Annotated in this window: 13 protein-coding genes; 4 read left to right on the plus strand and 9 right to left on the minus strand. The window is 55.5% G+C overall.

Annotated elements, in window-relative coordinates:
- Position 1 precedes the first annotated feature (1 nt).
- A complete protein-coding gene (locus ACQUQU_RS07395) occupies positions 2–2,389 on the plus strand; it encodes a Lon protease family protein (RefSeq protein ID WP_430462601.1) in 2,388 nt (795 codons plus the stop codon).
- Between the two features lie 44 nt (positions 2,390–2,433).
- Here ACQUQU_RS07395 and ACQUQU_RS07400 read toward each other — a convergent pair whose 3' ends face one another.
- The 5 genes from ACQUQU_RS07400 to ACQUQU_RS07420 all read right to left on the minus strand — a co-directional run bounded on the left by ACQUQU_RS07400 (position 2,434) and on the right by ACQUQU_RS07420 (position 6,594).
- A complete protein-coding gene (locus ACQUQU_RS07400) occupies positions 2,434–4,071 on the minus strand; it encodes a response regulator (protein WP_430462602.1) in 1,638 nt (545 codons plus the stop codon).
- Positions 4,072–4,269: 198 nt separating this feature from the next.
- The gene (locus ACQUQU_RS07405; protein ID WP_430462603.1) at positions 4,270–4,830 is read right to left on the minus strand and encodes a chalcone isomerase family protein; all 561 of its coding nucleotides are present in this window, start codon (positions 4,828–4,830) and stop codon (positions 4,270–4,272) included.
- A 48-nt stretch (positions 4,831–4,878) separates the two neighbouring features.
- Complete coding sequence (locus tag ACQUQU_RS07410; protein WP_430462604.1) at positions 4,879–5,238, minus strand: diacylglycerol kinase family protein; 360 nt, start codon at positions 5,236–5,238, stop codon at positions 4,879–4,881.
- A gap of 45 nt (positions 5,239–5,283) precedes the next feature.
- Positions 5,284–5,745, minus strand: a complete 462-nt coding sequence (locus ACQUQU_RS07415; protein WP_430462605.1) for a DMP19 family protein — start codon at positions 5,743–5,745, stop codon at positions 5,284–5,286.
- An 81-nt stretch (positions 5,746–5,826) separates the two neighbouring features.
- A complete protein-coding gene (locus tag ACQUQU_RS07420) occupies positions 5,827–6,594 on the minus strand; it encodes an alpha/beta fold hydrolase (protein WP_430462606.1) in 768 nt (255 codons plus the stop codon).
- 314 nt (positions 6,595–6,908) lie between these two features.
- Here ACQUQU_RS07420 and ACQUQU_RS07425 point away from each other — a divergent pair, with 314 nt between their 5' ends.
- Positions 6,909–7,091, plus strand: a complete 183-nt coding sequence (locus tag ACQUQU_RS07425) for a hypothetical protein (RefSeq protein ID WP_430462607.1) — start codon at positions 6,909–6,911, stop codon at positions 7,089–7,091.
- Here the strand turns inward: ACQUQU_RS07425 and ACQUQU_RS07430 are convergent, their stop codons facing one another.
- The 4 genes from ACQUQU_RS07430 to ACQUQU_RS07445 form a co-directional block, all read right to left on the minus strand.
- Positions 7,092–7,709, minus strand: a complete 618-nt coding sequence (locus ACQUQU_RS07430) for a tRNA-(ms[2]io[6]A)-hydroxylase (protein ID WP_430462608.1) — start codon at positions 7,707–7,709, stop codon at positions 7,092–7,094.
- Positions 7,706–8,122: an acyl-CoA thioesterase gene (locus ACQUQU_RS07435; protein ID WP_430462609.1), complete on the minus strand. Its 417-nt coding sequence runs from the start codon at positions 8,120–8,122 to the stop codon at positions 7,706–7,708. Before ACQUQU_RS07435 ends, ACQUQU_RS07430 begins: the two co-directional genes overlap by 4 nt.
- A gap of 68 nt (positions 8,123–8,190) precedes the next feature.
- Positions 8,191–8,970 (minus strand): flap endonuclease Xni, encoded by a 780-nt coding sequence (gene xni, locus ACQUQU_RS07440; RefSeq protein ID WP_430462610.1) that lies wholly within the window; start codon positions 8,968–8,970, stop codon positions 8,191–8,193.
- On the minus strand, positions 8,967–10,787 hold the full coding sequence (locus ACQUQU_RS07445; protein ID WP_430462611.1) for an ABCB family ABC transporter ATP-binding protein/permease: 1,821 nt from the start codon (positions 10,785–10,787) through the stop codon (positions 8,967–8,969). The genes xni and ACQUQU_RS07445 overlap by 4 nt, the downstream gene beginning before the upstream one ends.
- Positions 10,788–10,843: 56 nt before the next feature.
- On the opposite strand from ACQUQU_RS07445, the gene ACQUQU_RS07450 reads away from it, so the two are divergent.
- Positions 10,844–11,905, plus strand: a complete 1,062-nt coding sequence (locus ACQUQU_RS07450; RefSeq protein ID WP_430462612.1) for a M14 family zinc carboxypeptidase — start codon at positions 10,844–10,846, stop codon at positions 11,903–11,905.
- 101 nt (positions 11,906–12,006) lie between these two features.
- Positions 12,007–12,726 (plus strand): TorF family putative porin, encoded by a 720-nt coding sequence (locus ACQUQU_RS07455; RefSeq protein ID WP_430462613.1) that lies wholly within the window; start codon positions 12,007–12,009, stop codon positions 12,724–12,726.
- Positions 12,727–12,728: the final 2 nt, after the last annotated feature.

Raw genomic sequence — 12,728 nt, forward strand, 5'->3', positions numbered from 1 at the left:
CATGGTTAAAAAATCGACTGCCCTGCCCGCTTCCGCACTGACTCAGGCCATTCCCGCCAATTCACTGAATTTTGAAGACACCCGATCACTGGACGCCTTTCAGGGTGTTCTCGGTCAGGATCGCGCGGTCAACGCCATCCAGTTCGGCGTCGCCATGCAGCGCCCTGGTTACAATATTTTCGTTATGGGTGATACCGGCACCGGCCGCTCATCCTACGTTCGCGATTACCTCAAGAGCGAAGCCAAACGCCAGCAAACGCCGAACATCTGGTGCTACGTTAACAATTTCATTAACCCGCGCGAGCCGGAAGCCATTGAGCTGGCCCCCTCCGAAGCCGGGGAATTCACCAAATTAATCAGCGACCTGATTGATCAGCTGTCGGCGACATTTCCGGCCGCCCTTGAACACCCGACGTATCAGCAAAAAAAATCGGCCATCGATTACGTCTTTAACCGTCGCTACGACAAAGCCATCGAGCAAGTGGAGCGTGAGGCGCACAAGCGCGGGGTCGCCGTTTACCGGGACTCCGCCGCCATCAGCTTTACTCCGATGCGTGAAGGGCGCGCTCTGGACGAAACCGAATTTGCGCAATTGACCGAAGAAGAACGCGATGTCTTTCACAATGACATCGCCGAGCTGGAGCAAATGCTGAGCGATCAGCTGGCTGAACTGCCGCAATGGAAGCGCGAAAGCAGCAACGACCTGCGCAAACTGAATCAGGAAACCATCAAGGCGGCCATTACTCCGCTCATTGAGCCGCTGCGCCTGCGCTTTTCTGATCATAAGGACATTGCCCGCTTCCTCGACTCTATGGAGGAATTTCTGCCGCGCCTGGTGCTTGAAGAGCTTGTTGAAGAACGCCTGCTGGAATTGCGTGAAGAATACGTTAAGCGCAGCGCACTCGAAGACTCGCTGATGCCAAACATTGCCACCATGCATACATCCGACAGCGGTGCCCCGGTGGTGTACGAGCCACACCCAAGTTACGCCAATCTTTTCGGCCGCATTGAATACGCCAACGAACAGGGCGCATTGGTGACCAACTACCGCAAGGTAACGCCGGGCGCACTGCACAAAGCCAACGGCGGCTATCTGATTCTTGATGCAGAAAAGCTGCTGTCGGAACCACTGGTGTGGGATGCTTTAAAACGCGCCCTGCAGAGTCGCCAGCTTAAAATGGAGTCGCCCTACTCTGAGTTGGGCCTGATCAATACCACCACCCTGCTGCCCGCCGTTATCCCGCTGAATTTCAAACTGGTGCTGATCGGCTCACGCAATATTTACTATCTGCTGCAGGAATACGACGAAGACTTTAAACGTCTGTTCCGGGCCGTTGTCGATTTTGACAGCGACCTGCCACTCAATGAAGAAACCCTGCCGGCCTACGCCCGCCTGATTAAAAGCCGGGTCGACGAACAGGGCTACGCCGACCTCAAACTCTGCGCCGTCGAGCGCATGATCCGCTTCAGCGCCCGACTCGCCGAACAGCAGGATTCATTGAGCGCCCGCATCGGCGAGCAATTTGATTTATTGGCCGAAGCCGATTTTATCCGCCGCCTTGCCAATGACGAGCTCATCGCTGCCAGCCACATCGACCGCGCTTTAACCGCCAAGACAGAGCGTACGGGACGCGTATACGACAAACTGTTCGAGCAAATGATGGATGGCACCGTGCTGCTGGAATCTTCCGGCACCGCCATCGGAAAAATCAACGGCCTGACGGTTATGTCGCTGGGCGATACCAGCTTTGGTTCTCCTGCCCGCATCACCGCCACCGTTTACCCTGGCCATAAAGGCGTGGTCGACATTGAGCGTGAAGTTGCCCTCGGACAGGCCATCCACTCAAAAGGCGTGATGATCATCACGGGCTTCCTGGGCAACCGGTACGCACAGAAATTCCCGCTCGCGATCTCCGCCCATCTGGCAATGGAACAGTCTTACGGCTACATCGATGGTGACAGCGCCTCGCTCGCGGAACTGTGCTGCCTGATTTCGGCACTGATTCACACCCCCATTGACCAGAGCTTCGCCATGACAGGCTCCGTTAACCAGCACGGCGAAGTGCAGGCGATTGGCGGTGTTAATGAAAAAATCGAAGGGTTCTTCCGCTTATGCGCAGCCCGCGGACTTAGCGGTAAACAAGGCGTGATCATCCCGGAATCCAACCGCCGTAACCTGATCCTGAACGACGACGTGGTCAACGCGGTGGCCGCTGGTAAATTCGCGATTCACTGCGTGTCCCATGTCGATGAGGCAATGGAAATTCTGATGAAACGCAAAGCGGGAAAAATGGACAAGGATGGCAACTTCCCGACCGGCAGTATTAATGGCGATATTATTGCCCGTCTGGAAGCGATCTCACGCCTCGGAGAAAAAGATAAGAGCTGATGGAGTGCCTGACGCTGCTGAGCCTTGCATCTCAGGTACGTGGATTAGTCTTGTAACTTAGCCGCCAGGCCGGCAGCAACCTGGGTAATGAGTTGTTGCCGGCTGACCGGCTTGATGAGGATGTCATCCATACCGGCGGAATAGCAGGTTGCCAGCTCCTCGGTCGTAGTGGCTCCGGTAAGCGCAAAAATAACACCGTTAAAACCCTGATCACGCAATTTACGCGCGCAGTCGGGGCCACTCATCAACGGCATGTAATAATCAAGAATCACAGCGTCCGCATCGCTTAAGCGGTCGCTCTCCATCAATGCAACGCCGTGGGTAAAACAACCAACCTCAGCACCACACGCCGACAACATATGCTGCAGCACTTTCAACGACGTCGGATCATCTTCAGCAATCAGCACCCGTCTTCCGGCGATCACTGTGTCCTCTTGGTTTTTATTCTGCAGCGCTTTGGCATTGACCTCAGCTTCAGCCCTCAAATCTGAGGTCAATTCGAGCGGCACTGACAGCCAAAAGCGACTACCGCGACCAACCTGGCTATCAGCGCCTACCGACCCGCCCATCAGCTCAGCAAGACTGCGTGACAAGCTCAAACCCAGACCGGTACCGCCATACTGCGCAGAAGTGCCACTGCTTTCTTGTTCGTAGGCTTCAAAAATACTCGCCAGACGGTCTTCGCGAATCCCCCGACCGTTATCTTCCACTTCGGCAAACAGATTCCAGCGGCCATCCGGCTTTTGCGTGACACTGACCTGCAGTGATATCCGGCCGCCGTCTTGTGTAAATTTCTGCGCATTGCTCAGATAATTAATCAGCACCTGCTGAATGCGCAAAGGATCACCGACAAACATCTGATCAGGAATTTCGAACGTCTGACTGAACAGGATGCCACGCGAGCGCAGAGGCGCCGAAAATACAGCGGCCACTTTCTGAATGAGGACGGTGGGAGAAAAGGCTTCGGTGTGCAGCTCAAGCTTACCGGCTTCAATTTTGGCGACATCCAGAACGTCATTGATCACGCCGAGCAAAGCATCCGACGCAAGGCTCAGGTCAGAAATCAGTGCCCGCTGCTCGTCATTTAAGGGCGTTTCTGCCAGCAGCGAAACAATGCCCACCACACCATTAAGCGGCGTCCGCAATTCGTGACTCATATGAGCCAGAAACTGGGTCTTGGCAAAAGACGCCTGCTCTGAAACCTGAACCTGCTGCGCAAAGGTTTCTGCGCGCAAAATATCCAGATAACCGCGAATCGCTGTTGTAACCGCCACAATGAGCCGTGCCTGAGTGGCGTCCGCCTTCATCAAGTAGTCATTAATATCATAATCCTGAACGACCTTGCGCTCAGGCGCATAGCCCGGCTGACCGGTTCGCAAAATAATACGGATGCGGAAATTATTGAGTGTGTTGCGGATGTATTCGACAAGCTTCAGACCCGCGTCATCACTTTCCATGACCACATCGAGAAGAACCGCCGCGAAATCCGAACGGGATTGCAGAATGCGGGCGGCATCCTGTCCGGAGCTGGCTTCAACCAGCTCGACAGGGCGCCCTTGAAACTGAAAACGGGAAAGCACCAGTCGCGTGACCTGCAGTACTGCAGGATCATCATCAACAACCAGCACATAGAGCTTTTTCGGTAGTTTGAATACAGGTGAACTGTTGGACTTATTGGTCACGACACCACCTCAGCATCTGACGTCCCTGCCTGTCGGTCATACCAACCTGATCTCCACGCGCCCTGCCAGGAGGCAGCTTATTCGGGCCCACCAAATGGGCCATTCCGGACTGTACCGTTTCAGACTAGAACGGCTTGTTGCCAATTGCACGAAAGGCTGGCCGCACCATGGGAGTGCCGCCAGCCAGACATAATAAAATCAGTTACTTACCAGTGATTTCTTCAGAGAGCTCTGAATCGGATCATCCGACAACCAGATGCCAAAGAGCGCCTGCTTGAAGGCCAGTCCCTTAACATTTGAGGCAGCCACACCGTTTTTGTACACAGTGACGCCGGTTTCCGGTTCATACACCAGATCAAACACATCGCCTTCTTTAATCTCGTCCTTAAACGCCTTGATCAGTTCTTCCACGTCGCCTTCAATCGGCGCCAGATTGCCACCGGTTGAGCGGACAAAACCGTCACGGGTCGATTCTGACATACGCTTGCTGTTGATCATGCCGGAAGTGATGTGCAGGCGAATGGCCATAGGCTCGTCTGCGGCAACAATGGCAGCCGCGTCGGATTCCTGCTTTTGCAGATAGAGTGCAGCGATGTAAACATCCAGGAAGAACTTAGAGCGAATACCAGCACCATTCAATACAAATGAATGGCCTTCCAGCGTCAGCTGATCGTCAACTGCAACATCTTTGATTTCTTTTGCCTGAACGGCCGTTGTTAAGCCCAGCAGCAGCGCAAGGCTGACCAGAATGCGGATCATGTGAGAAGTCCTGTTTTTGTTATTAGCATGGGATTCAGCGACCTGAAATCAGGCCAGCCAGTGTGGTAAAAATACCAGCGCTGCGATGATAACAGAACCCATTGCTGATACCAGTACAGCGCCTGCCGCAACGTCTTTGACAATGCCAATGGCGTCGTGCCGCTCAGGATGGAGCGCATCACACAGGGTCTCTACTGCGGTATTCAACGCCTCGAGCGCCAGCACAAATGCGATACTAAGCGTAAGTAACCCCCACTCCAGCGGCGAAAGGCCTGTAACGCATCCGGCAACGATAACCACTAAGGCAGCGAAACAGTGGAAGCGCGCATGACCTTCCATCCGGACCATATAGGCCAGGCCGTGGTATGCATAACGGAAGCTCTTCAGCTGAGCGCGAAGCTTGTGCACGAGCACCTCAGAAATAAAAAACGCCGGCAAAGCCGGCGTTTTTTATTAACGAAATTCTTTGAGATTTTTCGCCACAAAACGGAGAGTAAGCTCTACCAGATTTTCGCCGACATCGTAGAAACGATCATCAAGCTCAGCGATTTCATCTGCGTATTCGCTTTCAATCTGGTCAAACGCTTCAATGCGGTCGTCTTCATCTTTCGGAACACCGTCTGCGAAAAAACCGATCAAGCGTTCAAGTAGCCCGTGGGTTCCCTTGGCCTTAATCCGTTCGAGCGCTTCCAGGGTATCTTCGGCAAGAGCGCCGACGTCGTGATGGATAAACTGAACAAAGCCGCCGTTTTCCATCTCACGCAAGAGACCATCAATACAGAACACCGTTTTTTCCGCCTCAGTCAGGGCGTCATAACCGTCGTCTGCCTCTTTTGCGTAAATTACATCCGTAATCTGAAGAAATGAATCAGTTTCATCGGCAACATCAAGCGCTGCCTGAATCTCCATGTTCATATATCCTACTCGTCGCTCTCGTATGTGGCTGAAAATAGTGAAAAGCCACAATAGCTTACCCTTTGTTATTTGACAAAGGTTTTAAACATTCCGGCTTCCGCTGAATGCCGCGTCGTTATTGAGCAGAGCATTAATCAGATCGGCGCAGAGCTCTGGCTGCTCCATCGGGAAGCAGTGCCCACCCTCAACGGTCTGCCAGCGGACATTCGCATTACCCTTTTGCGCTTTGCGGGCAGCCCGGGCGATGAAGCCATAACTTTCCGTAGCCACCAGAATATCCACCGGCACCCGGATGCTGTGCACGGCCTTCCATAAGCCACGCGGATAGGATCCAAAAATAGAGGCTTCCCAGTGAGGATTGCAGCTGAGTTCAACACCGCCCTCTGTCGCTCCTCGACTTCCCCCCTCAACGAAATGCTCCAGCGCTTGCGGCTGCCAGCGGCGATACAAAGACTTTTTCGCCAGCTCGTCTTTCATCTGTGACGCATCTGGCCAGTTACGACGACGGGCCGCCACCGCCTTAACCAGAGCTGAGCGTTTCCACAAACCGCTCTTGCGGGCAAGACGCTGAAACAGCAGCACTTCCGGCGAGAACAACACAGGATCAAGAAGAATGATGCGCGAGAACAACTCAGGACGCTCTGAGGCCAGCAACATGGTAAGCACGCCGCCCATAGAGTGACCTATACCAACCACAGGCTTTCCACCGGCATTTTCTGCCAGCGCATCCCCTACCCGGCGCGCCATCGCCACCCAGTCGGGCATATCGTGATGTGGCTGCGGTGAAAGACCATGCCCGGGTACGTCGGTAAACCAACGGTCGCCACCACCGTTCAGAAGCTCAGCCACCGGTAGCAGCGTTCGCGAACAAAATCCGTTGCCATGAAGGAAATGATAAGCAGGCTGGCCTGCCTCTCCACCCTTGTACCAGCCACCAAGATCCTTATCGGAGCCCTGCAACCACTGGGTCAGAGCGGGTTTTGTGTGCGTCATATCGGGACCGTATTCTTGTAATTGTTAAAAAGGTTAATCCTTATAGGCAAATATTCGGGACAGAAAAAGCCTTGACGTGGATATTTATTAAAAGTGAACTTCACTTGGTGACAGGATTCACGCTCGCCGGCAGCTCCGCCGGAACAACAATAAGACAGGGAGACTTTGACATGACGTCAGCCAAGATACTCAACGCACTGGAAGCCAATCGCCGCTTTACGGATCTGAAAGACGCGCAGGCCCGCATGGATCAGGCCCGCCGGGACTTGGACGCCCGGGTGATTAACGATGAGGAATATGCACACATCTGCGATGTGTGCATCAAGATCATACGGTCCTGCCAGGACATGTGATCAGGCTGCCGCCGGCACCCCACTGTGAAAACGGAATTCGGGGTCCGGCGATTCAATCAGCTCACGTTCCAGCGCTCTGAACGCCTCAATCCGGGAAGAAATGGGTCCCGACGCATACTGTTCCGCCAGTGCCAGATAGTCCTGATAATGACGACCTTCTGAACGCAACAGCGAGCGGTAAAACTTCTGCAGTTTTTCATCCAGATGCGGCGCCAGCTTGGCGAAGCGCTCACAGCTGCGCGCTTCAATGAATGCGCCGACAATCAGCACATCGACCAGCTCATCTACACCGCCTTTGCGCACCGCATCACGCAATCCGGATGCGTAGCGTGACGAGGACACGTGACGATAAGCAATGCCACGCTCTTTCATGATGCCCACCACCTGCTCGAAGTGCAGAAGCTCTTCGCGCGCCAGCTGGCTCATTTTTTTCAGCAGGTCTTCACGATCGATGTGCTTATACAGCAGGTTCATCGCGGTTGTGGCAGCCTTCTTTTCACAGTTGGCATGGTCAATCAGCATGACCTCCTGCTGATTCAACGCCTCAGCCACCCAGGCATCCGGGGTCTCGCAACCGAGAAATTCTGAAATCTCGTTCAATACCGCATCAATACTCATTGCCCATCCTCGATCATGGCTTGCAGCGCATCGCGCAGACGTCCGTCAATCACCACGGATTTCTGCGACTGCGCGTCCATCAGGCAGAAGGTCACGATAGCGTCAGCGATCAGAGCCCCTGGCTCGCCGTTTTCCAGCAAGCGCACTTCCTGCAGTGCCTGGGCGCTTTTATTACCGATTTTGCTCATGCGTGTCATGACACGGATCACTTCACCGGCGTAGGCCGGGCGGCGATAACTGATGTTGATATTGGCGACAACAAACGCCAGATCCTGAGACTCAAACAGATCAAAGAAACGGTAACGTTCGAAGTAGTCCCAGCGGCCTTCCTCCAGAAACTCCAGATAACGGCCATTGTTGACGTGATGATAGATGTCGAGATGGTAGCCACGGACTTTGATATCGACGGACACAGGCGGTCCTCAGCTGAATTCGGGGCGGCGATTTTAAGGCAAACGCCGGCCGCTGTTAACCCGGCCGCTCAGTCGCTGACGGCTGCATGCGACTGCCAGCGCAACTCATGCAGGTTCAGCCCCAGCGGGATATCCGTGCGCAGCGTGGCCAGAGAGCGGGTAAGCAAGGCAGCCTGCCAATGCGCCGACAGTGCGTTGCGTGCACGACCGTCGAGCGAATCGAGCGCCGCAAACACCAGATCCAGCGTGCGGTGCTGATCCAGCAGCTGACCGGCCGTTTTCGGGCCGATTCCCTCTACGCCCGGCAAATGATTGGTAGCGTCGCCGGTTAACGCCCAGAAATCCGGAAGCTGATACGGCATCAGCCCAAAACGCTGCTTGACCACCTCTTCGTCCCAGGTGAAACGATCAAAGTGGTTACGCACCCGCAGCCGGCTGTTCACCAGCTGACAGAAACCCTTATCGGTCGACAGGATATCGACCTCCAGACCCGCAAACGCCGCACGGGAAGCCAGCGACGCAACGACGTCATCACCTTCCCAGCCCGCCAGTTCAATGCAGCAGAGCCCGGCCTGCTGAAAGTAGCGGCGCATGGCCTCCAGCCCCTGCTCCAGTTCTGCCGGCATCGGCGGACGCCCGGCCTTATAGTCGGGCCAAACCCGATGACGCCAGGTTTCACATTTCTGCTCAAACACCATGGCTACATGAGTGGCTTGAAGCTGGGCGGCGTTGCGCGCAATCACGCTCAGACAGCGACTCTGGGTGGCGTCGAGCGCCAGCTCGCTGCCATCGGCTGCGGCGTACATGCGCCGGATCAGATTCATGGCGTCGACGATCAGCAGCCTCATTCACCTGCTCCATGGTTGTTTTGCTCTTGCTGCGCCTGCCACAGCGCAGCATAGGCGCCATTCTGGGCGAGCAGCGCCTGATGCGTACCGTATTCGACCACCTGACCTTGCTCCATCACCGCAATGGCATCGGCCTCGACAACGGTTGAAAGCCGGTGAGCAATGATCAGCGCCGTGTGTCCCTGAGCCACTTCGCGGATAGCCGCCATGATGCCGCGTTCGGTGCGCGAATCGAGGGACGATGTTGCCTCATCAAACACCATGATGGCCGGCCGCTTGAGCAACATACGGGCGATGGCAATGCGTTGCTTTTCACCGCCCGACAGCTTCAGCCCGCGCTCGCCTACAACAGTTTCAAGCCCGGCCGGACAGTCGTTAACCAGAGCATCCAGATGCGCCATGCGGATCACCTGCATCAGCTGATCTTCAGTGGCGTCGGGGCTGGCGTACAGCAGGTTATTACGCAGCGTATCGTTGAACAGCACAGTGTCCTGCGGAACGATACCCAGAACCTCGCGCAGCGCCACCTGAGGGATGGAACGGATATCCTGTCCGTCTATCTGGATGCTGCCCTGCTGGGCGTCGTAAAAGCGGAACAGCAATTTGGTCAGGGTCGACTTACCCGCGCCACTGCTGCCAACCACAGCCAGGGTTTTGCCCGGTTGCAAGGTCAGATTCAGCCCACGCAGAATCGGGCGTTCCGGGTGATAGGCAAAACCTAAGTCCTGAAACTCGACCTTACCGCCGGCCAGTGCAAGCTGATTCGTACCGGCATCCGGCACTGAAGGCTGCTCATCCAGCAATTCAAACATACGCTCAATATTGGCCATCGAAGCTTTGATTTCGCGGTAGACGAACCCCAGAAAGTTCAGCGGCAGAAACAGCTGGAACATAAAGGCGTTGATCAGGGTAAAGTCACCCAGCGTCATGCGGCCAATCAGCACGTAGTAAGCCGCAAACAGCAACATAGCCGCCATCGCACTGCTGATGATCAGCGCTTGTCCGCTGTTCAGCGAAAACAGCGAAAACCGGTTCATGCGCCGCGCCGACTCCCATTTCGCCAGCGCGTCATCGTAGGCGTCGGCTTCACGTTGTTCGGCGGTGAAGTATTTGACCGTTTCATAGTTGAGCAGACTGTCGAGTGCACGGGCGTGCGTCGTAGAGTCCATGCGATTGGCCTCACGCACGTACTGCGTACGCCACTCCGTCACTTTGACCGAATAGGCAACGTAGGCCACCACCGCCACCGCAGTAATGAGCGCAAACACCGGCGGATAATTGGCCAGCAGCAACCCCACCACCAGAAACAATTCCAGAAAGGTGGGGATGATATTGAAGATCATAAAACGCAGCAGAAAGCTGATGCCGTTGGTGCCCCGCTCGATATCCCGCTGCAGGGCGCCTGTCTGGCGATTAAGATGAAACTCCAGACTCAGGCTGTGCAGGTGGCGAAAAACAGAGAGCGCCATGCGGCGCATGGCGCGCTCGGTCACGCGCCCGAAAAACAGATCACGCAGCTCACCGGCGAACACACTCATAAAGCGTACCGCGCCATAACCAACCAGCAGCGTCAGCGGAAACCACAACCACCAGTCGGCGGCATCAATGGCCGATTTGTCGGCCATACTGAGATAGTCAACCTGATACTTGAGCAGAAACGGCATCGAAACGCTGGCGAGCTTGGCGCCGACCAAGCAGAGTAAAGCGGCCAGCACCCGTCCACGGTATTCCATCAGATACGGCCACAGGGTTTTTACCCAATGCCATCCGCGATAGCGCGCTGGAAGTTCGTCCGGGATCGACTGCCCAACTTTCATGGAATTGTTACTCAGGTTTGTTAAAACAGGGCCCGCAGCATAAGGACACCCAGACTGTGATTCAACGCATTTCCCCGATCACGACCGCCCTGCCGGAACTCATTCAACTGGAAGAACTGATTGATCAGGGGCGCCAGCATCTGCGCATCAATGTGCCGCTGCACATTACGCTTGGCGAACACAAACTGCCTTTTTACGTACTGGAAATGGGCTCAACCGAGCCGCTTGCGCCAACACTGGCGTTAATTGGCGGCGTTCATGGCGTAGAGCGCATTGGCACCCAGGTGATTCTGTCGTTCCTGAAATCCTTGCTGACCCGCCTTGAATGGGACCCGGTCGCTACCGATATGCTCAGTCAGATGCGCTTAATGCTGATCCCGATTGTGAATCCGGGCGGCATGTGGGCTAACAGTCGTTCCAACCCCCAAGGCATTGACCTGATGCGCAACGCGCCGGTCGAGGCTGACGAGCGACCACCGTTTCTGGTCGGCGGCCAGCGCATCAGTCGCCACCTGCCCTGGTTTCGTGGTCGCCGTGGAGAATCCATGGCCAGTGAAAGTCAGGCACTGGTCGACAGCATCCGCACCACGCTGATGAGCCAGCGTCATTGCATCAGTCTCGACTGCCATTCGGGCTTTGGATACAAAGACCGCATCTGGTTTCCGTGGGCTAAGAGCGTTGAACCCTTCCCGGGTGTCGCTGACGCTTACGCCCTGACCCGGCTTTTTGAACGAACTTACCCCAACCACTCGGTCTATTTGTTTGAGCCACAGGCCCACAGTTACACCACTCATGGCGACCTGTGGGACTTTCTGTACGAGGAATACCGGCAAGCACAGCCAGAGGGGCTGTATCTGCCGCTGACACTGGAAATGGGTTCCTGGCTGTGGGTAAAAAAGAATCCAGGGCATCTGTTCCGCTACCACAGCCTGTTCAACCCCATTCTGCCGCACCGCCATCAGCGCATATTGCGCCGCCACTTCACGCTGTTCGAATTTTTAATGTCGGCCGTGCGCAGCATGCCTGTGTGGTCACCGGAAGGTGAACTGCCGCGATTAACGGCAAAGCAGGAGGCATTGGAGCGCTGGTATCCGGGACGACTCACCAGCCGCGGATAAAACTTTTCCCCCATTGTGTGTCCAAAGACAACACCGCCGTGAAAAACATCGTATGATAGCGGCCTTTATTCAGTGATCAGCCAACCGGAACGCAGTACTTCATGTCGTTTATTGCCCAAGCCCTGACCCGATTCCTGCCACTCGCCACTCTGGCACTGGCCTCCTACAGTCATGCCGACCTGACGGCCAATATTGGTGGCACCAGTGAATACGTGCGTGACGGCATCAGCGAAACCCGTGGTAAACCCGCCTGGCAGGCAGGACTGAGTTTTCAGGATACCTCTGGCCTTTACGCCGGCGTCTGGAGCTCAGGCGTTGAACGCAAAGAAGACAGCGCCACCTTTGAGCACGACGTCTACGCCGGTTACAACCTGAAAGTCATCGACGGCGTTCTGCTCGATATGTCCGTGACCCGTTACACCTGGGCAGGCGATGCCTCGATCAACGATCAGGCCTACACAGGTGGCACTCTGCGCCTGCTGCTGAACGACGCCTTCACACTGGGCATGCGCCAGACCGGCAACTACAAAGGCTCGCACTTTGATTTCCGTACGCTGGAAATGGCCTACACCTGGCAGTTCAGCGACTTCTCACTGGAACTTTACGGCGCCCAGAACCGCTGGCTGGAAGTGGACGACGAAGATTACAACTTCGATCAGGACACCCTGCGCGACAGCTACTGGCACTTCCGTGTTGCCCTCGACCGCAGCTACGGTCCGTGGGATTTCCGTCTGGCGGTTAACCGCACCAACCTCAGCAGCGAATACGATGCCGGCACCACCATTGAATTCGGCATTCAGCGCTACTTCCACCTCTGGTAACC

The organism is Thalassolituus sp. LLYu03 (assembly GCF_050507655.1).
In the GTDB taxonomy this organism is placed as follows: domain Bacteria; phylum Pseudomonadota; class Gammaproteobacteria; order Pseudomonadales; family Oceanobacteraceae; genus Venatoribacter.